Below are 19,744 nucleotides of genomic sequence, written 5' to 3'. Positions count from 1 at the left end.
CCCGCCGCCACACATTTTGGCGCCGCTGCTTGTGCGGCGCCCACTGCTGAATATCAGGATTGCACACCATGATTCACAATGACGTACTGCGCAGCGTGCGCTACATGCTCGACATCAGCGACAAGAAAGTTATCGAGATCATCAAGCTCGGCGGCATGGACGTGACCTTGGCCGACCTGTTGACCTACCTCGACAAGAAAGAGGAAGACGAGGAAGGTTTCGTACGCTGCCCGGACGAGGTCATGGCGCACTTCCTCGACGGCCTGGTGATCTTCAAGCGCGGCAAGGACGAAAGCCGTCCCCCGCAGCCGATCGAAGTGCCGGTGACCAACAACATCATCCTGAAAAAGCTGCGTGTGGCCTTCGAGCTGAAAGAAGACGACATGCATGCGATCCTCAAGGCCGCCGAGTTCCCGGTATCCAAGCCTGAGCTGAGCGCGCTGTTCCGCAAGTTCGGCCACACCAACTACCGCCCGTGCGGCGACCAGTTGCTGCGCAACTTCCTCAAGGGCCTGACACTGCGCGTTCGCCCGCAATAAGCGCCACCGCCCCTGTAGGAGCACAGCTTGCTGGCGATGCCGTCCTTGAGATCGCCATCGCTCCTGTAGGAGCACAGCTTGCTGGCGATGGCGCCCTTGAGATCGCCATCGCCAGCAAGCTGTGCTCCTACAGGGGGCGCGTCTGCATAGCCCCCCATTCCGAGCAAAATAGTGGCTCCGCTCCCAGCGACTGACGACTAGGGTGTAATAACCTTCAGCCCTCAGGATTCGCCATGCATCCCTACTTCTCCCTGCAAGGCCGCACCGCACTGGTGACAGGCGGCACCCGCGGTATCGGCAAAATGATCGCCAAGGCCTATGTCGAGGCTGGGGCCACCGTCTACGTCTGTGCCCGCGATGTCGAAGCCTGCCGGCAAACCGCCGATGAGCTCGGTGCGCTCGGACGCTGTCACGCGGTGGCCGCTAACCTGGCCACTGAAGAAGGCGTGCAGCAGCTGGTCACGCGCCTGGGTGAGAAGATGACCCACCTCGATATTCTGGTGAACAACGCCGGCACCACGTGGGGGGCGCCATTGGAAAGCTACCCGATCAAGGGGTGGGAAAAGGTCATGCAACTGAATGTGACGTCAGTATTCAACTGCATCCAGCAATTTCTGCCACTGTTACGCAAAGCCGGTTCGCCTGCGAACCCGGCACGGATCATCAATATCGGTTCAGTCGCCGGGATTTCTTCCTTCGGCGAACAGGCGTATGCCTACGGACCGAGCAAAGCGGCCTTGCATCAACTGTCGCGGATTCTGGCGCGGGAACTGGTGAGCCAGCACATCAATGTCAACGTGATCGCACCGGGGCGCTTTCCGAGCAAAATGACCCAGCATATCGGCAATGATGAGCAGGCATTGGCGCAGGATACGGCGCTGATCCCGATGAAGCGTTGGGGCCGGGAGGAAGAGATGGCAGCGCTGGCAATCAGCCTGGCGAGTACGGCCGGGGCCTACATGACCGGGAACATCATTCCGCTGGATGGTGGGTTCAGTCTTTAGATCGGCGGTGAGGCCATCGCGAGCAGGCTCGCTCCCACAGGGATTTTCTGTGCTCACAAAATCTCTGGCCGGCCGAGATCCACTGTGGGAGCGAGCCTGCTCGCGATAGCGGAATGACAGTCACCACCGATGCAAAGGTCGATCGGGTTATCATGCCCACCCCATACCGCCTCGACCGCCAACCATGACCTACAGCGTTTCCCCCATCGGCTTCGTGCGCTCCTGTTTCAAGGAGAAGTTCGCCATCCCTCGGCAACCGCAATTGGCCCCGGCCGCGCGCGGCGTTCTCGAACTGGTGGCGCCGTTCGATCAGGGGGATGCAGTACAGGGCCTGGAACAGGTCAGCCATGTCTGGCTGCTGTTCCTGTTTCATCAGGCCCTGGAAGACAAGCCGCGCCTGAAAGTGCGCCCGCCTCGCCTGGGCGGCAACAAGTCCATGGGCGTGTTTGCCACCCGCGCCACCCACCGGCCAAATGGCATTGGCCAGTCCGTGGTCAAACTGGACAGGGTCGAAGCTGATCGCCTGTGGATATCCGGCATTGATCTGCTGGATGGCACACCGATCCTCGATATCAAACCCTACGTGCCTTACGCAGACATCATCGACACAGCCACCAACAGCATCGCCAGCGCCGCGCCGCTGTTGATTGCCGTGCAGTGGACGGACTCGGCTCTGAAACAGGCTCACGGGCATGCTCAGCGCCTTGAAGAACCCTTGATTGAGCTGATTGAGCAATGCCTGGCGCAAGATCCGCGTCCGGCGTACCAGACGCCTGCGCCGGAACGGGAATATGGTGCGCAATTCTGGGATGTGGATGTGCGCTGGCATTATCCGACGCCGGAGCTGATCTGCGTCCTCGAAGTCATTCCCGCGAAAGCCTGAACACCAGAAACAATTGTGGGAGCGAGCCCATGTGGCGAGGGGATTTATCCCCGTTGGGCTGCGAAGCGGCCCCGAAATCGGAACCGCGGTGTATCAAGTACACCGCATAGCATGGCTTTAGGACTGCTTCGCAGTCCAACGGGGATAAATCCCCTCGCCACATAGGCTCGCTCGCAGCTTTGAACGGTGTTCTTATTTCTCTACGAACGCACGCTCGATCAGGTAATCACCCGGCTCGCGCATGCGCGGTGACACTTTCAGGCCAAAGCTGTTCAGCACTTCGCTGGTCTCGTCGAGCATGCTCGGGCTGCCGCACAGCATGGCACGGTCGTCCTGCGGGTTGATCGGTGGCAGGCCGATGTCGCTGAACAGCTTGCCGCTGCGCATCAGGTCGGTCAGGCGACCTTCGTTTTCGAACGGCTCGCGGGTTACGGTCGGGTAGTAGATCAACTTGTCACGCAGGGCATCACCGAAGAACTCGTTCTGCGGCAGGTGCTCGGTGATGAACTCGCGGTAGGCGACTTCGTTGACGTAACGTACGCCGTGGCACAGGATCACTTTTTCGAAACGCTCGTAGGTCTCCGGATCCTGGATGACGCTCATGAACGGCGCCAGACCGGTACCGGTGCTGAGCAGGTACAAATGTTTGCCAGGCTTCAAGTCATCCAGCACCAGCGTGCCGGTAGGCTTCTTGCTAATGATGATCTCGTCGCCTTCCTTCAGATGTTGCAGCTGGGAAGTCAGCGGACCATCAGGCACCTTGATGCTGAAGAACTCGAGATGCTCTTCCCAGTTCGGGCTGGCAATCGAGTAAGCGCGCATAAGCGGGCGGCCGTTGGGTTGTTGCAGGCCGATCATCACGAACTGACCGTTCTCGAAGCGCAGGCCCGGATCACGGGTGCACTTGAAGCTGAACAGAGTGTCGTTCCAGTGATGAACACTGAGGACACGCTCGTGGTTCATGTTGCTCATGTACGGGGACTCCTGGAGATTGGGTCTGCGCTTGCTCTTTGAGATAAGAGACCTGCGGTGCGCAATTGCATCGCATTCTAATAGCGACGACAATATCTGTTAACTGGATTATTAAGATAAGGGTTATCGGTTATATCGATATGCGATTTACTCTCCGTCAACTTCAAGTGTTCGTTGCCGTCGCCCAGCAGGAAAGCGTCTCCCGTGCTGCGGGCCTGCTCAACCTCTCACAGTCGGCGGCGAGCACATCGATTACCGAGCTGGAGCGCCAGTGCAGCTGCCAGCTGTTCGATCGCGCCGGCAAACGGCTGAGCCTCAACGCCCTCGGCAAACAGCTGCTGCCCCAAGCGGTAGCCTTGCTCGACCAGGCCAAGGAAATCGAAGACCTGCTCAATGGAAAGTCCGGTTTCGGCTCATTGGCAGTGGGCGCAACCCTGACCATTGGCAACTACCTCGCGACCCTGCTGATCGGCGGTTTCATGCAGCGCCACCCGGAAAGCCAGGTAAAGCTGCACGTGCAGAACACTGCCAATATTGTGCAACAGGTTGCCCACTACGAAATTGACCTGGGTCTGATCGAAGGCGATTGCAATCACCCCGACATCGAAGTGCAAAGTTGGGTCGAAGACGAGCTGGTGGTCTTTTGCGCGCCACAGCACCCGCTGGCCAGACGCGGCACTGCGAGCATGGAGGAGCTGAGCCAGGAAGCCTGGATCTTGCGTGAACAAGGCTCAGGCACACGCCTGACGTTCGATCAGGCCATGCGCCATCACCGTAGCGCGCTGAACATCCGCCTGGAACTGGAACACACCGAAGCCATCAAGCGCGCCGTAGAGTCCGGCCTGGGGATAGGCTGTATCTCGCGGCTGGCGCTACGGGATGCGTTCCGTCGCGGCAGCCTGGTAGCGGTGGAGACGCCGGACCTGGACCTGGCGCGACAGTTCTATTTCATCTGGCACAAGCAAAAGTACCAGACCTCGGCGATGCGTGAATTCCTCGACCTGTGCCGCGCGTTCACCGCCGGGGTGCAGCGCAGCGACGAGATCGTTCTGCCAACGATCGCTTAAAGCAGAATCACCGCCCAGACCAGCGCGATCATGGTCAAGGCCACCAATTGCGCGGCACTGCCCATGTCCTTGGCGTTCTTCGACAACGGGTGCAATTCAAGGGAAATGCGGTCGATGGCCGCTTCCACGGCCGAATTGAGCAACTCGACGATCAGCGCCAGCAGGCATACCGCAATCAGCAACGCCTGCTCGACACGACTCACGTTCAAGAAGAACGACAGCGGGATCAGGATGACATTGAGCAATACCAGTTGTCGAAAAGCCGCTTCGCCGGTGAAGGCGGCGCGCAGGCCGTCCAGCGAGTAGCCGGAAGCATTGAGGATACGTTTCAGGCCGGTCTGGCCTTTGAAAGGTGACATAAGAGTAGGAACTGACCAAAAAGGGAGTGGGAAAGCTAGATCAACCAAAGTCAAAAAAACGTGAAGGCGCCAGCGCCTAATGGCTTGAAATTGACTCAAGTTGTTGCAACAGCAAAGCCGCCTGGGTGCGGGTCCGCACATTCAGTTTACGAAAAATCGCGGTTACGTGGGCCTTGATGGTTGCTTCGGAAACGCTCAGTTCGTAGGCAATCTGTTTGTTCAGCAACCCTTCGCAGACCATGGTCAGCACCCGGAACTGTTGCGGAGTCAAACTTGCAAGGCCTGCACTGGCCGCCTTGGCTTCATCGGAAACGCTGACGGCTTCGAACGCCTGCGGTGGCCAGAAAACATCGCCATCGAGCACCGCGCGCACGGCTTTCTGGATTACGCTCAAGTCGCTGGACTTGGGTATGAAACCGCTTGCACCAAATTCGCGGGATTTCACCATGATCGTCGCTTCTTCCTGGGCCGAGACCATGACAACAGGAATTTGCGGATACTGACCGCGCAACAGCACCAACCCGGAAAAACCATACGCCCCCGGCATGTTCAGATCCAGCAGCACCAGGTCCCAGTCAGCCTTTTCGCTCAGGCGTGCCTCCAGCTCGGCAATGCTCGCCACTTCCACCAGGCGGACATCCGGGCCCAGGCCCAGGGTCAGCGCTTGATGCAGGGCGGAACGAAAAAGAGGATGGTCATCGGCAATCAGGATTTCGTATGTGGCCATTTTTCAAATGATCCTGTTTTTCATGGGATCCCCGATGCACTCGGGTATCGCCAAAACAACTCGAGGTAACAGCCACGCAGCTGCACCAACAGGGCACGTTCAACGCAAAAAACGGCGTTTCAAACTCTGGCCGCACCCCAATCGGCGCCAAGCATGCCCAGCGAAACCGGGGTGGTCAAGCGACATGGCCGGTACACTTTATTGCAGCCTCGGCGACAATCATTCCATCAATACCACTGCTGGCTGAACATAGGGCATCAACTCGGTGTGCGCCGGGGTCGAAACATTCATTTCCAGCTGACGCTTGGCATCGAGGTAATGCTGGCTGAACACATCGAAATAAGCGTCGAGTGCCGAGGCCGCCTCTACATCACCCGCAAGATCGAGACACAACGCCGCGACTTCCGCAGTGCACAGGTGTTCGCTACGGGTGGAACGGCGCAATTGATAGCGCGAGAGCTTCTCGGGCAACAGGCTGAGGATCGGAAGCGCGTCGAAATAGGGGCTTTTGCGAAAAATCTTCCGGGCTTCGGTCCAGGTCGCGTCCAGCAAAATGAACAGCGGCCGCCTGGTCGGATCGACCGCCACGCTGTGAGTCACCCGTTCGGGCGCGACATATTCACCCGGGAACACCAGATAAGGCTGCCATTGCGGGTCGGACAGCAACGCCAGCAACTGTTGATCGACTTCGGTACGCGACCAGATGAATGCATGGTTGTCATGCACCACATCGGCAATCAGCCAGCCGGTGTTGCTGGGCTTGAACACTTCCTTGCCGGTCATGATCAAGCACACCCCGGAGCGGGTCTCGACCTGCGGGCGCCAGGCGCACAGGCAGTGACTCTCGATCACGCGGCAAGCGCGGCAGCGTGTTGCCCGCCATCCACGGGCCTGAATCGGCTTGATGCCTTCCTCTTCGCGCTGGTCGCGCAGGCGGGCTACGGCGTTGGGGGCATGGTTCATCGCAGGCCACGCCGGCATAACAAAGAGATCGACACGAAAAGCACTCGCAGGGTGAAAGGCCGGCAGTTTACCAGACCCACTGGTGCAAACCTGTACCGTCCAGGCCTGCTCCCCTATAATTCGCCGCCACTGAACGCACAGTCATGTGGTGGGTCAAACCCCCATCACTGCCCCAGGAGAGTTTCATGCTGCGCCTTATCGTTCCCACCGCTGCCATTCTGCTGGCGTCGTCCTTCAACGCTCAGGCCGCGTCCTTGAGTGAGCAAAATCTGAACAGAGAGCTGCGAAACGTCGCCACCCAAAGCAGCGTCGGCACTCCACGGGCGATCAATGAAGACATTCTCGATCAGGGCTACACGGTCGAAGGCAATGTGCTGATCAACCACCTGAGCGTGCAAGGCAGCCACGCCAACAAGATGCGCGCCGACCCCAAGGCCGTGTACTTCCAGCTTGGCGCCTCGGTATGCAACAACCCGTCCTTCCGCAAGCTGATGGCCAAGGGCGCAGTCATGCGTTACGACTTCACCGAGGTAAAGACCAACCGTGCGGTCGGTTCTGCTAGCTACCAGGAATCGGATTGCCCGAAAGCGCCCCAGAAGAAAAAGTAAGTCAGTGGGATTTTGCGCGCCGCTGCTCATCCTCGGCTCGCAGTTCCGCCACCAGCGCCTGCAAATAGCGTGAACGCTGCTCTGCGCCCATAAGACGCCGGCAGCACTCCTCTTCGAGACTCAAATGATTGATCTCGGCTGAAGACTTCAGTAATCGATACAGTTGCGTATCGATCTCCAGAATGACCCTGGCCATGGCTTTCCGGCTCCCTGCACTTCACTCGTGATGAGCGGTAAATCCTTGAACCGCTTGTACCCTGCGCCCTACCCTTGACGCCAAGTTGTCGTGTGGTACCTGTCACTTAGTAAATCAGAGTACCGAACACTCGGGGCGGGTTCAGACGAGCGGTGAAACCACCTTGCAAATCGTCAATAAACGGTTGCCAGGAAAGACTTTGCGGCGCAATGATCGAGGCAGCACGAATCATCGCAAGGGTCTAGATTTCAGGTATCTACGTTCATTGTGTCAGGGCAGGAAAAGGGGCAGCCCGCTTCGTCTTGCGCTGAACGAACGTTCCTTTCATCCAAGGGAAAAACAGAGCCGGTATGGATGACCCGATTCCTGAACGGGTCAAGTGGATCGCCCAGGCATGGGCCTGGGCAGACAGCGACACATGAAGTGTCGTGGCGTCGACGCTTCAATGGTCGAAGCCGATGGCTCTGTGCAGAAGGAGAAGTTGAATGCCTTACCAACCGAATGACCTCCTGAGCCGTCATTTTGAAGAAAGCGGCCACGACCTCATCAGCAAGGTCGAAGAACAGCTCAAACTGGTTTCACCCAATAGCCCGAACATCCCGATCTACCGCGACATGATCCTGACCGTGCTGCGCATGGCCCAGGAAGACCACAACCGCTGGAATGCCAAGATAACCCTGCAAGCCCTGCGCGAACTCGAGCACGCGTTCCGTGTGCTGGAGCAGTTCAAGGGGCGACGCAAAGTCACAGTCTTCGGCTCCGCACGCACGCCAGTGGAACACCCCTTGTATGGCCTCGCCCGGGAACTCGGCGCCGCCCTGGCTCGCTCGGACATGATGGTCATCACGGGCGCGGGAGGCGGCATCATGGCCGCAGCCCACGAAGGTGCTGGCCTGGAGCACAGCCTGGGATTCAACATCACCCTGCCCTTCGAGCAACATGCCAACCCCACCGTCCAGGGTACGACCAACCTGCTGCCCTTCCATTTTTTCTTCACGCGCAAGCTGTTCTTCGTCAAGGAAGCGGATGCACTGGTGTTGTGCCCAGGCGGTTTCGGCACCCTGGACGAAGCGCTGGAAGTACTGACGCTGATCCAGACGGGCAAAAGCCCATTGGTGCCCGTGGTGCTGCTGGACGCACCGGGTGGCAAATTCTGGCAGGGCGCACTGGACTTCATCCACCATCAACTGGAGGAGAATCGCTACATCCTGCCCACCGATATGAAGCTGGTGAAACTGGTCTACAGTGCCGAGGAAGCGGTGGATCAGATCAACCAGTTCTACAGCAATTACCACTCCAGCCGCTGGCTCAAGCATCAGTTCGTGATTCGCATGAACCACAAGCTCAGTGACCTGGCACTCGAACACATGCAGGAGGCATTCGCCGACCTGTGCCTGAGCGATCAATTCCATCAACATGCCTATAACGGCGAGGAGCACGACGAAGCACGGTTCAGCCACCTGGCGCGGCTGGCCTTCACCTTCACCGCCCGTGACCAAGGCCGGCTGCGCGAGTTGGTGGATTACATCAACCTGCCGGAAAACTGGGCACAAACCCAGCCACCGGCGCAGCAGCGTACGCGAGAGCCATTAAAGGTTACGTGAGGCAAAAAAACGACCCGCTATCGAAATAGTGAGCCGTTTCAGTCAATCGTCCATCCCTCGGCCGCTGAACAAGCGGCTGATCATTTCCATGGAGTATCCCCGATACGCCAGGAACCTGCCTTGCTTGGCACGCTCCCGGGCGTCTATCGGTAATTGCCCGGAAAACTTGCGTCGCCAGGTGTCCTGCAATTGTTCCCGCCAGTCGATGCCACTCTCGCGCAGGGCGAGTTCGATGTCGCTACGCTGCAGGCCACGCTGACTCAACTCTTCACGAATGCGTAAAGGGCCATAGCCGCAGCGGGCACGGTAGGAAACGAAGCTTTCAAGGTAGCGGGATTCGGACAACAAGCCCTCTTCCGTCAATCGGTCGAGTGCTATTTCGATCATTTCGGGGAGGGCGCCGCGCTGACGCAGCTTACGCGTCAGCTCGACTCGACCATGCTCGCGTCGTGCGAGCAGGTCCATTGCGGTTCGCCGCACCGCGACGAGGGTATCGAGTACGGCGGTCATCGGATCAATCAGATATCAGCGTCAGCCAGATCGTCTACAGTCTCTTTAACCGCAGAAGCCTTGGAGTCCGCTACCGAAGACGGAGACAGCAGCTTGTCACGCAGTTGTTTCTCGAGCGTTGCGGCAATATCCGGGTTATCCGCCAGGTACTTGGCCGAGTTGGCTTTACCCTGACCGATCTTGGTGCCGTTATAGGCATACCAGGCACCGGACTTCTCAACGAAACCGTGCAGAACACCCAGGTCGATCATCTCGCCGTTGAGGTAGATGCCCTTGCCGTAAAGAATCTGGAACTCGGCCTGACGGAACGGCGAAGCCACCTTATTCTTTACAACCTTGACACGGGTTTCGCTACCGACGACTTCATCACCTTCTTTCACCGCACCCGTGCGGCGGATATCCAGACGAACCGACGCGTAGAACTTCAGCGCGTTACCACCGGTAGTCGTTTCCGGGCTACCGAACATCACGCCGATTTTCATGCGGATCTGGTTGATGAAGATCACCAGGCAGTTGGCATTCTTGATGTTACCGGTGATTTTACGCAGTGCCTGGGACATCAGACGGGCTTGCAGGCCCACGTGCATGTCACCCATTTCGCCTTCGATTTCAGCTTTCGGCACCAGCGCCGCCACGGAGTCGACGATGATCACGTCGACCGCATTTGAACGCACCAGCATGTCGGTGATTTCCAGGGCTTGCTCACCGGTGTCAGGCTGGGACACCAGCAGGTCGTCGACGTTGACGCCCAGCTTGCCGGCGTACTCAGGGTCCAGGGCGTGCTCGGCATCGACGAATGCGCAGGTCGCGCCGGCTTTCTGAGCCTGGGCGATCACGGACAATGTCAGTGTGGTTTTACCGGAAGATTCAGGACCGTAGATTTCAACAATGCGGCCTTTTGGCAGACCGCCAATGCCCAAAGCGATGTCCAGACCCAGAGAGCCAGTGGAGATGGCCGGGATCGCCTGACGGTCCTGATCGCCCATACGCATTACGGCACCCTTGCCGAATTGACGTTCGATCTGACCCAGGGCCGCAGCCAAGGCTTTCTTCTTGTTGTCGTCCATTAAAGTCCTCACGTAATCAATAAGGCCTGACGGCCAACACCTGTATAAGTAGACAGTATTATTCCACAGCGTTTGCGGATCGCCTACCCCTGATTTGAGATTTCTCCCGCGGCATGGCGCAGCAGCCCCTCTAGCGCGGCCTTCACCGTTTGTCGGCGGACCTCGTCGCGGTTACCGGCAAAGTGCTGCACCTCGCTGAACACCTGGTTGTCGATGCCCCACGCCAGCCATACGGTGCCCACCGGCTTGCTTGGCGAACCACCGTCCGGCCCTGCCACACCACTGACCGCCACGGCAAAACGCGCACGGCTTTTTTCCTGTGCACCACGGACCATGGCCTCGACCACCTCCCGACTGACCGCCCCTACGGTTGAAAACAGCTCAATCGGGACATTCAGCTGGAGAGTCTTCTGTCGGTTGGAATAGGTGACATAACCGGCCTCGAACCACGCCGAGCTACCCGGGATCCGGGTAATCGCCTCGCTGATACCGCCGCCCGTGCACGACTCGGCGGCGGTGACGTGGGCATTGAGAACCTGCAGACGCCTGCCGAGTTCAGCGGCCAGCTGAGTGATTTCTTTCACGGTGATCTCCTGATCGGACGGAATGAGGCCTAACGTACACGAGCGAATAGCGCTTGCAAGTTACAGGGACTCGCCAGGATCAGACCGCAGACGGGAATAACACGGCCTTTGCCCGCTCCCAAAGCAGCAAACGATCCTGCAGCCCGTTCAAGCCACCGTTGATCCGTCGGGTAATACTGTTGAACTCATCAAAGTCGGCCAGTTCATTGAGGCCGTTTCGTTCCCAGAACCAGGCCGCGGATTCGGCGGCCCACTGCGGCAGCTCCAACAGTTCGGGTTGTTGCAACAAACGCTCATCACCAAAAAGTGCCCGACTGCACTGCAGATAATTACTGCGGCCGGTGATCTGGATCAGCCCACGGCCCCGATAGCGTTGACCGTCGCCGTCGGGCTCAGGGGAATTGCCCAGGCGTATGGCCAGGTCCCCGGTATCGTATTTCTCGAAATACTTCTCGCTGCCCAACTCTCGCACATGTTGCAACTGCCCCGACTCGTGGCCGATTTGCGCCAGGAAGGCGGCGATGCGCCCGGGGGTACTGATATTACGACGTTCCATGGCGTTATCGAGGGCGAGGATGAACACGCCCGCCTGAGTGCGGGCGCCTGGAAAAATCATGAGTAACTGTTGCTCGGTGAGGCGCATCGCTCGCTCCTTTGATTGATGCATGAAGCTCGCAAGGTGGGGAGAAATCCCTCCAGCGGCGTGTTGGGCGCCTTGCCCCGAACGCAAGATTACAGAACTGACCCACGCATGCCTCGCCTGCAATTGTTGCGCAGTGTTGTGCCATCGAACGGCGCAGCGCTTCGACCATGGCGGCCAGCAGAGCGCAACCCATTCACTGTTGGTCGGGGCGGGAATCGCGCGGCGGCGCGTCATCGATACCGATACGTCTGGCCACCCAGCGCCCGTACAATCCGACGGCCATGTCGGCCCCGGCTATCGCGGTGAGGCAACCGAAGGCGCCAGCGGCCCAGATCGACATCCCGGCGGCGTAGAGCAACATCATTGCCGAGACGCCGCACACCATGCAGGCCCCGGAACGCAAGGCCAGTCGTCGCAGCAATGACCAGCCACGGGCGCCCTCTTTGTCGGCGCGCCACATTTCCCCGGACACCCCGCTGACCACTGCGAGCGTGACGACGAGCCAGATCGGCAGGTCCAGCAACAGTTGTTGCTCGTTTGTCATGTCAGGCCTCCAGGGTATTGGTTTACGATGCATTCGGTTCGGCGCAAGACTATGCATGTATGCATATACAGTCAATGCACTATTGCATTTATTAATCCGCAAGAAATGCATCCGCGCATTAACATGCCGCACGCAAATGGAGCTGGCTCCTACAGGCGAGCAAGCCAAAGGTTAACGAGCGTACATGCCCCACCAGAACACATGACCCAGGATCAGGATCTGCTCTTCCTGCATTTCCAGGAAAGAGTAGTCCTCGTCTGGATGCTCATCGCGGTTGAAGCTGCGCAGGCGGATCCCTGTCGGCAGTCGATACAGCTGTTTCACCCGCAGCTGGCCGTTATGGTTGATGGCATAGAGATCGCCATCGACGATATCGCCAATCCCGCGCTTGCCGGCGTTGACGCCCACCGTGGCGCCGTCGCGCAACACCGGCAGCATGCTGTTGCCGCGTACCGTCACGCATTTGGCCTGGTCGAACTGCACTCCGTTATGACGCAGGCTGCGCTTGCCGAAGCGCAGGCTGGCACGCTCGCTCTCTTCGATGACGAATCTTCCTGATCCTGCAGCCAATTCAACCTCGCGAAGAAAGGGTACTGAGACCTCGTCGTCATCGATGGGGGTGTCGTCGTCCCACAGACTGATGTCGGTGAGCTGCGAATGCACGGCTTCACGCCGGGTACTCAACGCCTGCGCGATGACCGCCCGGCCACGCAACTGATCGGTACTGACGGCGAAGTAATCGGCGATCTTCGAGATGTGTTTATCCGAGGGATCGACAATCTTCCCGCCGAGGATGCGCGAGAGCGTGGATTGAGGCACGCCGGTGCGACGGTGAAGCTCCGTGGGGGAGATACCGTGCTGATCGAGCAGCGCTCTTAAAACGGTCGAAACATTGCGTTTTTGCATAATGCGCATAATGCTCGAAGTTTTTTGCCAGGACAAATGCTTATTTGCATAAATTATGCATGAATCGTCAATAAAGACGTCACCCGGCCGTGATGCCTGCGTCGACAAGACTGCCCATGGTAACCTTGCGCCCATCGCGGAAAAGCCGTGCCAATGCCCGCTTTTGCCCCACACCTTTTGAACGAGTTTTCCTGGCAATCCGATGAATAAAGCCCTCTCCGACCTGTCCTCGCACACGCCGATGATGCAGCAGTACTGGCGCCTGAAGAACCAGCACCCTGACCAATTGATGTTTTACCGCATGGGCGACTTCTACGAGATCTTCTATGAAGACGCGAAGAAGGCCGCCAAGCTCCTCGACATCACCCTGACCGCTCGCGGGCAGTCGGCCGGCCAGGCGATTCCGATGTGCGGCATTCCTTACCATGCGGCGGAAGGTTATCTGGCGAAACTGGTGAAGCTCGGCGAGTCCGTGGTGATCTGCGAGCAGGTCGGCGACCCGGCCACCAGCAAAGGCCCGGTGGATCGTCAGGTGGTGCGGATCATCACCCCGGGTACGGTGAGCGATGAAGCGCTGCTCGATGAGCGACGGGACAACCTGATCGCCGCTGTTCTGGGCGACGAGCGCCTGTTCGGCCTGGCGGTGCTGGATATCACCAGTGGCAACTTCAGCGTGCTGGAAATCAAGGGCTGGGAAAACCTGTTGGCGGAACTGGAGCGAGTCAATCCAGTGGAATTGCTGATCCCGGATGACTGGCCCAAGGATCTGCCGGCCGAGAAGCGTCGTGGCGTTCGTCGCCGTGCGCCGTGGGATTTCGAGCGTGATTCGGCACTGAAGAGTCTTTGCCAGCAATTCTCGACCCAGGACCTGAAAGGTTTCGGTTGCGAAAACCTGACCCTGGCCATCGGCGCCGCCGGTTGCCTGTTGGCCTATGCGAAAGAAACCCAGCGCACTGCCCTGCCGCACTTGCGTAGCCTGCGCCACGAACGCCTGGACGATACCGTGGTGCTGGACGGTGCGAGCCGCCGCAACCTGGAACTGGACACCAACCTGGCCGGTGGTCGCGACAACACCCTGCAATCGGTGGTCGATCGTTGCCAGACCGCCATGGGCAGCCGGCTGTTAACTCGCTGGCTGAATCGCCCACTGCGCGACTTGAGTGTGTTGCTGGCGCGCCAGACCTCGATCACCTGCCTGCTTGACGGCTACCGTTTCGAAAAGCTGCAACCGCAGCTCAAGGAAATCGGCGATATCGAGCGCATTCTCGCCCGGATCGGCCTGCGCAATGCCCGTCCACGGGACCTCGCTCGCCTGCGTGATGCCCTCGGCGCGCTGCCGCAACTGCAAGTGGCAATGACCGAACTTGAAGCGCCGCACCTCAACCAACTGGCAACCACCACCAGCACCTACCCGGAACTGGCGGCATTGTTGGAAAAAGCCATCATCGACAACCCGCCCGCGGTGATCCGTGACGGCGGCGTGTTGAAAACCGGTTACGACAGCGAACTCGATGAACTGCAATCACTCAGCGAGAACGCCGGGCAATTCCTGATCGACCTCGAAGCCCGCGAAAAAGCCCGCACTGGCCTGTCTCACCTGAAAGTCGGCTACAACCGCATCCACGGCTACTTCATCGAACTGCCGAGCAAGCAGGCCGAATCCGCACCCGCCGACTACATTCGCCGCCAGACCCTCAAGGGTGCCGAGCGCTTCATTACGCCGGAACTGAAGGCCTTTGAAGACAAGGCACTGTCAGCCAAGAGCCGCGCCCTGGCGCGGGAGAAGATGCTTTACGAAGCGTTGCTCGAAGACCTGATCGCCCAACTGCCACCCCTGCAGGACACCGCGGCAGCGCTGGCCGAGCTTGACGTGCTGAGCAACCTGGCCGAACGGGCGCTGAACCTCGACCTGAACTGCCCGCGCTTTGTCAGCGAGCCGTGCATGCGCATCAACCAGGGTCGCCACCCGGTGGTTGAACAGGTATTGACCACCCCGTTCGTGGCCAACGACCTGAGCCTCGACGACAACACCCGCATGCTGGTGATCACCGGTCCGAACATGGGCGGTAAGTCCACCTATATGCGGCAGACGGCGTTGATCGTGCTTCTGGCGCACATCGGCAGTTTCGTCCCGGCAGCCAGCTGCGAGCTGTCCCTGGTCGATCGGATTTTTACCCGGATCGGCTCCAGTGATGACCTGGCCGGTGGACGTTCGACCTTCATGGTCGAGATGAGCGAAACCGCCAACATCCTGCACAACGCCACCGAACGCAGCCTGGTGCTGATGGACGAAGTCGGGCGCGGCACCAGCACCTTCGACGGCCTGTCCCTGGCGTGGGCGGCGGCAGAACGCCTGGCACACCTGCGGGCCTACACGCTGTTCGCCACCCACTACTTTGAGCTGACGGTCCTGCCGGAAGCTCAGCCGCTGGTGGCCAACGTGCACCTCAATGCCACCGAGCACAACGAACGTATCGTGTTCCTGCACCACGTGCTGCCAGGGCCTGCCAGCCAGAGCTACGGCCTGGCCGTTGCACAGTTGGCCGGTGTGCCCAGCGAAGTGATCGTGCGTGCCCGTGAGCACTTGAGCCGGCTGGAAGACACCGCCCTGCCCCATGAAACACCTGCGCCTGTCAAAGGCAAACCGGCCGCGCCACAGCAGAGCGATATGTTCGCAAGCCTGCCACATCCGGTGCTGGATGAACTGGCCAAGCTCGATCTGGACAACATGACGCCACGTCGCGCGCTCGAAATGCTCTATACACTAAAGACACGGGTCTAACGCATAGGCTTGCAAGCTGTTAGAATCTCGCGCGGTTTGGGATGCTGCAGGCTTTTAGCCTGGCCTGCAGACTATCGCTCCCAAACCTTGCGACCCCTACGTGAAGGGGCGCAGCAAGCCGCGCCTGAGGAGAAAATTAGAAATGACCTTCGTCGTCACCGACAACTGCATCAAGTGCAAGTACACCGACTGCGTAGAAGTCTGTCCGGTGGACTGCTTTTACGAAGGCCCGAATTTCCTGGTGATTCACCCGGATGAGTGCATCGACTGCGCACTGTGCGAACCTGAATGCCCAGCGGTGGCCATCTTCTCCGAAGATGAAGTACCTGCAGGCATGGAAAACTTCATCCAGCTGAACGTTGAGCTGGCTGAAATCTGGCCGAACATCACCGAACGCAAAGATCCGCTGCCAGATTCCGCTGCTTGGGATGGCAAGCCAGGCAAGATCGAACACCTCGAACGCTGATTATCCCCGCGTTCCCGAAAAAGGCCCCACAAGGGCCTTTTTGCTTTTCTGCAGGCAAAAAAAGGGGCGGTCTGACCCGCCCACATTTTTTCCCTATTCCCTGTGTTCCTTTTCATCATCCTGATGAATCGCTTCCTGCGATGTCCTTTCCCCTCGTCCTTGAAGGGTGTGTCTGTCCGTTGACACAACACCGATACTAAAGGGTTTACCGTCACGAGCAATCGCTCGCGCGGGCCCGGATGACTTGTCACATCCCGTTCATGTTAGAAAATCTGCTTGTTTTTCAGTTGGATAAAACTGACCTGCAAAGAATATGGTCGACTGCCAACCTGTAAAAATAGTGAACACTTACGAAAAGAGTAAGCGAAGACTTACACCCTGAAGCTACAAAGCTACGACGCCCCGAGGATGAAAAACCAAAAATTCGAATAACAAAAAGCCCCGAACCAGTCGGGGCTTTCTTTTGAGCGCTAACGAATAGCTTATTGAAACAGCGACTCGCTCGACAGCCCGTTTTTTTCCAGGATCTCCCGCAGACGTTTCAGACCTTCTACCTGAATCTGTCTGACCCGCTCCCGGGTCAGGCCAATTTCCAGGCCCACATCTTCAAGGGTGCTGCTCTCGTGACCGCGCAGGCCGAAGCGGCGTACAACCACCTCGCGCTGCTTGTCGGTCAACTCCGAGAGCCACTGGTCGATGCTTTGAGACAGGTCGTCATCCTGCAGCAGCTCGCATGGATCGGTTGGGCGATCGTCGGTTAGGGTGTCCAGCAGGGTTTTATCCGAATCCGGGCCCAGCGAGACGTCGACCGAAGAAACCCGCTCGTTGAGGCCGAGCATGCGCTTGACCTCTGCTACCGGTTTTTCCAGCAGGTTGGCGATCTCTTCGGGCGAGGGTTCATGATCGAGTTTTTGCGTCAGCTCCCGTGCGGCACGCAGGTACACGTTGAGCTCCTTGACCACATGGATCGGCAACCGGATGGTCCGGGTCTGATTCATGATCGCGCGCTCGATGGTTTGACGAATCCACCAGGTTGCGTAGGTCGAGAAGCGGAAGCCGCGTTCAGGGTCGAACTTCTCCACCGCCCGGATCAAGCCGAGGTTGCCCTCTTCGATCAGGTCGAGCAGCGACAGACCCCGATTGACGTAACGCCGGGCGATTTTCACCACCAGCCGCAGGTTACTTTCAATCATGCGTTTGCGCCCGGCCGGATCACCACTTTGCGACAGGCGCGCAAAATGCACTTCTTCTTCGGGTGACAGTAGAGGGGAAAAGCCGATTTCATTGAGGTACAGCTGCGTGGCATCAAGTGCCCGCGTGTAATCGATGTACTTGTGTTGCTTCAATGTCGCGGAGTGTTTGGATTTGGCACGAACGGAAGGTGGAGCCGCCCCTTCATCATTCGACATCGAATCCGTGCCGATGCCGGTCTCCATCAGGAGAACCTCATCGTCGATGTCAAACTCCGGCACTTCTTTACTGAGAGCCATTGTTATAGTCCTTTGGTGAGTTCGACCTCAAGCTCAAGCGGCGCCTATATCCTTGGCAACGCTGGAGCCTGTTCCCTCTACGTGACGGAACAGGCTGGAAGCGATCAACGACGCGGCAGGAATTGCAGCGGATCTACAGGTTTACCTTGGCGGCGAATCTCAAAATGCAGTTTCACCCGGTCTGTACCCGTTGACCCCATTTCGGCAATTGTCTGTCCGACCTTGACCTGCTGCCCCTCCCGAACCAACAGCCTGCGGTTATGTCCGTAGGCACTGACGTAGGTTTCACTGTGCTTGATGATGACTAATTCGCCGTAGCCCCTTAAGCCACTCCCGGCGTATACCACCGTCCCATCAGACGCAGCTAAAACAGGCTGTCCCAAATCCCCTGCGATATCAATTCCTTTATTCAAACTACCGTTTGATGAGAATTTGCCAATTAAAATGCCATTAGATGGCCATCCCCAGCCGGTCGGGGCTGGACCCGGTGGAGGCAGTGGAGCAGGTGCCGGTTTGTTGGCGACGGACGGTACAACCACCGGTGTGGTCGTGGTCGTACCGTCCGCAGAGCGACGGATGACCGTGGTCTTACTCGAGGATGAAGGCGAGGAACTTGACGAGCTGACCACTGTGGTCGGCGTTGAACCGCTGCGTCCGTCGAAGCGAATCGTCTGACCCGGACGGATGGTGTACGGCGGCGCAATGTTGTTGCGTGCCGCCAGCGCCTTGTAGTCCCAGCCGTAGCGAAAGGCGATGGAGAACAGGGTGTCCTTGGGTCGAACGACGTACTGCCCCGTGGTCACGGCCGGACGCTGGGCGGCGGCTTTGTTGCGGTCGACAACGCCTACATCGCTGGATTTGTTACTGGAGCAACCGATCAGCAAGGTGCTCATGACAAGGCCAGTCACCAGGCGCTGAAAGCTCGTTGTACCCATACGCTGCGCTATGACTGTGAGACTCACCCGCCGCTCCCTTTGTGGTGGCTGAAAATGTGATTTGCCGTGTTCGGGCACGAAGTGTCGCAAGTATAACGGGCCGTGCCGGCTTTACCCTTAATGAAGCGAAATGGCTTGGCGCACACGTTTGCTGCCTGAAATACAATCCGTTTAATCAACCGACGCCGCTGTAAGACAGAGGCAATCGAAGAGAATTCAGCGCGTTTAAATAAATGCTCAGGCCAGTGGACCATTGAGTAACGGGACGAAGCGCACCGACCCCAGGACCCGCCTGGAAAAGCCATGTTCTTCCCGGATGATCAGCATCAGTTGTTGCACCTCACCAGACCCGACCGGGATCACCAGACGCCCTCCCGGTGCCAGTTGATCAAGCAGCGCCTGAGGTACGTCGGTTGCCACCGCCGTCACGATAATACCGTTGTAGGGCGCCAGCGCCGGCCAGCCCTCCCAGCCATCGCCCCAGCGAAATACCACGTTACGCAAGTTCAGCTCGACCAGGCGTTCCTTGGCCCGGTCTTGCAGTACCTTGATCCGCTCCACGGAAAAAACCCGCTCGACCAGTTGCGACAGCACCGCCGTCTGATAGCCCGAGCCCGTGCCGATTTCCATGACCTTGTCCAACGGCCCGGCTTCGAGCAGCAACTCGCTCATGCGAGCCACCATATAAGGCTGGGAGATGGTCTGGTTATTGCCGATGGGTAGCGCCGTGTCTTCGTAGGCCCGGTGCGCCAGCGCCTCGTCGACGAACAGGTGACGCGGTGTACGACGAATGACTTCCAACACCTTGGCGTTAGAAATCCCCTCCTCGTACAGGCGCTGAATCAAGCGCTCGCGGGTCCGTTGCGAGGTCATGCCAATGCCCCGATGCAGCATG

The 19,744-nt window shown here is 58.6% G+C and carries 22 protein-coding genes; 8 read left to right on the top strand and 14 right to left on the bottom strand.

The genetic code is table 11. The features are described from left to right. Window positions 1-68: 68 nt before the first annotated feature. The 3 genes from ACA058_RS05770 (at window position 69) to tsaA (ending at window position 2,426) form a co-directional block, all read left to right on the top strand. On the top strand, window positions 69-539 hold the full coding sequence (locus ACA058_RS05770; protein ID WP_103394455.1) for a YehS family protein: 471 nt from the start codon (window positions 69-71) through the stop codon (window positions 537-539). A 233-nt stretch (window positions 540-772) separates the two neighbouring features. After that, window positions 773-1,543, top strand: a complete 771-nt coding sequence (locus ACA058_RS05765) for an SDR family oxidoreductase (RefSeq protein WP_497638233.1) — start codon at window positions 773-775, stop codon at window positions 1,541-1,543. Between the two features lie 184 nt (window positions 1,544-1,727). Then, a complete protein-coding gene (tsaA, locus tag ACA058_RS05760; RefSeq protein WP_497638232.1) occupies window positions 1,728-2,426 on the top strand; it encodes a tRNA (N6-threonylcarbamoyladenosine(37)-N6)-methyltransferase TrmO in 699 nt (232 codons plus the stop codon). Between the two features lie 192 nt (window positions 2,427-2,618). Here the strand turns inward: tsaA and fpr are convergent, their stop codons facing one another. Beyond that, entirely contained in the window at window positions 2,619-3,398 is a 780-nt protein-coding gene (gene fpr / locus ACA058_RS05755) for a ferredoxin-NADP reductase (protein ID WP_008054100.1), read from the bottom strand. A 140-nt stretch (window positions 3,399-3,538) separates the two neighbouring features. Between fpr and ACA058_RS05750 the strand changes: the two genes are divergently transcribed. Beyond that, the gene (locus ACA058_RS05750) at window positions 3,539-4,465 is read left to right on the top strand and encodes a LysR family transcriptional regulator (RefSeq protein ID WP_497638231.1); all 927 of its coding nucleotides are present in this window, start codon (window positions 3,539-3,541) and stop codon (window positions 4,463-4,465) included. Here ACA058_RS05750 and ACA058_RS05745 read toward each other — a convergent pair. The 3 genes from ACA058_RS05745 to ACA058_RS05735 all read right to left on the bottom strand — a co-directional run bounded on the left by ACA058_RS05745 (window position 4,462) and on the right by ACA058_RS05735 (window position 6,514). Continuing rightward, window positions 4,462-4,824, bottom strand: coding sequence for a diacylglycerol kinase (locus tag ACA058_RS05745; protein WP_008060649.1), 363 nt, complete (start codon window positions 4,822-4,824; stop codon window positions 4,462-4,464). The genes ACA058_RS05750 and ACA058_RS05745 overlap by 4 nt on opposite strands. Before the next feature lie 76 nt (window positions 4,825-4,900). Then, window positions 4,901-5,551, bottom strand: a complete 651-nt coding sequence (gene erdR / locus ACA058_RS05740; protein WP_497638230.1) for a response regulator transcription factor ErdR — start codon at window positions 5,549-5,551, stop codon at window positions 4,901-4,903. Window positions 5,552-5,770: 219 nt separating this feature from the next. Next, window positions 5,771-6,514: a tRNA-uridine aminocarboxypropyltransferase gene (locus ACA058_RS05735; RefSeq protein ID WP_497638229.1), complete on the bottom strand. Its 744-nt coding sequence runs from the start codon at window positions 6,512-6,514 to the stop codon at window positions 5,771-5,773. A 185-nt stretch (window positions 6,515-6,699) separates the two neighbouring features. Between ACA058_RS05735 and ACA058_RS05730 the strand changes: the two genes are divergently transcribed. After that, window positions 6,700-7,122, top strand: a complete 423-nt coding sequence (locus ACA058_RS05730) for a PA3611 family quorum-sensing-regulated virulence factor (RefSeq protein WP_497638228.1) — start codon at window positions 6,700-6,702, stop codon at window positions 7,120-7,122. A gap of 1 nt (window position 7,123) precedes the next feature. Here the strand turns inward: ACA058_RS05730 and ACA058_RS05725 are convergent, their stop codons facing one another. Then, window positions 7,124-7,318 (bottom strand): hypothetical protein, encoded by a 195-nt coding sequence (locus ACA058_RS05725; protein WP_497638227.1) that lies wholly within the window; start codon window positions 7,316-7,318, stop codon window positions 7,124-7,126. Window positions 7,319-7,803: 485 nt separating this feature from the next. Here ACA058_RS05725 and ACA058_RS05720 point away from each other — a divergent pair, with 485 nt between their 5' ends. Beyond that, window positions 7,804-8,922, top strand: coding sequence for an LOG family protein (locus ACA058_RS05720; RefSeq protein WP_497638226.1), 1,119 nt, complete (start codon window positions 7,804-7,806; stop codon window positions 8,920-8,922). Window positions 8,923-8,964: 42 nt separating this feature from the next. Here ACA058_RS05720 and recX read toward each other — a convergent pair whose 3' ends face one another. The 6 genes from recX to ACA058_RS05690 all read right to left on the bottom strand — a co-directional run bounded on the left by recX (window position 8,965) and on the right by ACA058_RS05690 (window position 13,185). After that, entirely contained in the window at window positions 8,965-9,432 is a 468-nt protein-coding gene (gene recX, locus ACA058_RS05715) for a recombination regulator RecX (protein WP_497638225.1), read from the bottom strand. A gap of 8 nt (window positions 9,433-9,440) precedes the next feature. Then, window positions 9,441-10,499, bottom strand: a complete 1,059-nt coding sequence (gene recA / locus ACA058_RS05710; protein WP_497638224.1) for a recombinase RecA — start codon at window positions 10,497-10,499, stop codon at window positions 9,441-9,443. A gap of 83 nt (window positions 10,500-10,582) precedes the next feature. Continuing rightward, window positions 10,583-11,083: a CinA family protein gene (locus ACA058_RS05705; RefSeq protein ID WP_497638223.1), complete on the bottom strand. Its 501-nt coding sequence runs from the start codon at window positions 11,081-11,083 to the stop codon at window positions 10,583-10,585. A gap of 79 nt (window positions 11,084-11,162) precedes the next feature. Next, on the bottom strand, window positions 11,163-11,726 hold the full coding sequence (locus tag ACA058_RS05700) for a glycoside hydrolase family 19 protein (protein ID WP_497638222.1): 564 nt from the start codon (window positions 11,724-11,726) through the stop codon (window positions 11,163-11,165). Between the two features lie 193 nt (window positions 11,727-11,919). Continuing rightward, complete coding sequence (locus tag ACA058_RS05695; protein WP_497638221.1) at window positions 11,920-12,270, bottom strand: phage holin family protein; 351 nt, start codon at window positions 12,268-12,270, stop codon at window positions 11,920-11,922. Window positions 12,271-12,441: 171 nt separating this feature from the next. Beyond that, complete coding sequence (locus tag ACA058_RS05690) at window positions 12,442-13,185, bottom strand: LexA family transcriptional regulator (RefSeq protein ID WP_497638220.1); 744 nt, start codon at window positions 13,183-13,185, stop codon at window positions 12,442-12,444. 193 nt (window positions 13,186-13,378) lie between these two features. Here ACA058_RS05690 and mutS point away from each other — a divergent pair, with 193 nt between their 5' ends. Both mutS and fdxA read left to right on the top strand, forming a co-directional pair. Beyond that, a complete protein-coding gene (gene mutS / locus ACA058_RS05685) occupies window positions 13,379-15,958 on the top strand; it encodes a DNA mismatch repair protein MutS (protein WP_497638219.1) in 2,580 nt (859 codons plus the stop codon). Between the two features lie 142 nt (window positions 15,959-16,100). After that, the gene (gene fdxA / locus ACA058_RS05680; RefSeq protein ID WP_497638218.1) at window positions 16,101-16,424 is read left to right on the top strand and encodes a ferredoxin FdxA; all 324 of its coding nucleotides are present in this window, start codon (window positions 16,101-16,103) and stop codon (window positions 16,422-16,424) included. 482 nt (window positions 16,425-16,906) lie between these two features. Here the strand turns inward: fdxA and rpoS are convergent, their stop codons facing one another. The 3 genes from rpoS to ACA058_RS05665 all read right to left on the bottom strand — a co-directional run bounded on the left by rpoS (window position 16,907) and on the right by ACA058_RS05665 (window position 19,722). Continuing rightward, window positions 16,907-17,914, bottom strand: a complete 1,008-nt coding sequence (rpoS, locus tag ACA058_RS05675; protein WP_046816537.1) for an RNA polymerase sigma factor RpoS — start codon at window positions 17,912-17,914, stop codon at window positions 16,907-16,909. 104 nt (window positions 17,915-18,018) lie between these two features. Further along, window positions 18,019-18,876: a peptidoglycan DD-metalloendopeptidase family protein gene (locus ACA058_RS05670; RefSeq protein ID WP_497638217.1), complete on the bottom strand. Its 858-nt coding sequence runs from the start codon at window positions 18,874-18,876 to the stop codon at window positions 18,019-18,021. A 210-nt stretch (window positions 18,877-19,086) separates the two neighbouring features. Then, a complete protein-coding gene (locus ACA058_RS05665) occupies window positions 19,087-19,722 on the bottom strand; it encodes a protein-L-isoaspartate(D-aspartate) O-methyltransferase (RefSeq protein ID WP_274073596.1) in 636 nt (211 codons plus the stop codon). Window positions 19,723-19,744 lie beyond the last annotated feature (22 nt).

The organism is Pseudomonas sp. LBUM1649 (genome assembly GCF_059716155.1).
The sequence above is the reverse complement of the archived record's forward strand: the minus strand, read 5'-3'. Positions and strand labels throughout refer to the sequence as shown.

Bases quoted from the DNA above. Each gene is read 5' to 3' on its own strand.
- ACA058_RS05770 (WP_103394455.1), top strand. From the start codon at position 69: ATGATTCACAATGACGTACTGCGCAGCGTGCGCTACATGCTCGACATC.
- ACA058_RS05765 (WP_497638233.1), top strand. From the start codon at position 773: ATGCATCCCTACTTCTCCCTGCAAGGCCGCACCGCACTGGTGACAGGC.
- tsaA (WP_497638232.1), top strand. From the start codon at position 1,728: ATGACCTACAGCGTTTCCCCCATCGGCTTCGTGCGCTCCTGTTTCAAG.
- fpr (WP_008054100.1), bottom strand. From the start codon at position 3,398: ATGAGCAACATGAACCACGAGCGTGTCCTCAGTGTTCATCACTGGAAC.
- ACA058_RS05750 (WP_497638231.1), top strand. From the start codon at position 3,539: ATGCGATTTACTCTCCGTCAACTTCAAGTGTTCGTTGCCGTCGCCCAG.
- ACA058_RS05745 (WP_008060649.1), bottom strand. From the start codon at position 4,824: ATGTCACCTTTCAAAGGCCAGACCGGCCTGAAACGTATCCTCAATGCT.
- erdR (WP_497638230.1), bottom strand. From the start codon at position 5,551: ATGGCCACATACGAAATCCTGATTGCCGATGACCATCCTCTTTTTCGT.
- ACA058_RS05735 (WP_497638229.1), bottom strand. From the start codon at position 6,514: ATGAACCATGCCCCCAACGCCGTAGCCCGCCTGCGCGACCAGCGCGAA.
- ACA058_RS05730 (WP_497638228.1), top strand. From the start codon at position 6,700: ATGCTGCGCCTTATCGTTCCCACCGCTGCCATTCTGCTGGCGTCGTCC.
- ACA058_RS05725 (WP_497638227.1), bottom strand. From the start codon at position 7,318: ATGGCCAGGGTCATTCTGGAGATCGATACGCAACTGTATCGATTACTG.
- ACA058_RS05720 (WP_497638226.1), top strand. From the start codon at position 7,804: ATGCCTTACCAACCGAATGACCTCCTGAGCCGTCATTTTGAAGAAAGC.
- recX (WP_497638225.1), bottom strand. From the start codon at position 9,432: ATGACCGCCGTACTCGATACCCTCGTCGCGGTGCGGCGAACCGCAATG.
- recA (WP_497638224.1), bottom strand. From the start codon at position 10,499: ATGGACGACAACAAGAAGAAAGCCTTGGCTGCGGCCCTGGGTCAGATC.
- ACA058_RS05700 (WP_497638222.1), bottom strand. From the start codon at position 11,726: ATGCGCCTCACCGAGCAACAGTTACTCATGATTTTTCCAGGCGCCCGC.
- ACA058_RS05695 (WP_497638221.1), bottom strand. From the start codon at position 12,270: ATGACAAACGAGCAACAACTGTTGCTGGACCTGCCGATCTGGCTCGTC.
- ACA058_RS05690 (WP_497638220.1), bottom strand. From the start codon at position 13,185: ATGCGCATTATGCAAAAACGCAATGTTTCGACCGTTTTAAGAGCGCTG.
- mutS (WP_497638219.1), top strand. From the start codon at position 13,379: ATGAATAAAGCCCTCTCCGACCTGTCCTCGCACACGCCGATGATGCAG.
- fdxA (WP_497638218.1), top strand. From the start codon at position 16,101: ATGACCTTCGTCGTCACCGACAACTGCATCAAGTGCAAGTACACCGAC.
- rpoS (WP_046816537.1), bottom strand. From the start codon at position 17,914: ATGGCTCTCAGTAAAGAAGTGCCGGAGTTTGACATCGACGATGAGGTT.
- ACA058_RS05665 (WP_274073596.1), bottom strand. From the start codon at position 19,722: ATGACCTCGCAACGGACCCGCGAGCGCTTGATTCAGCGCCTGTACGAG.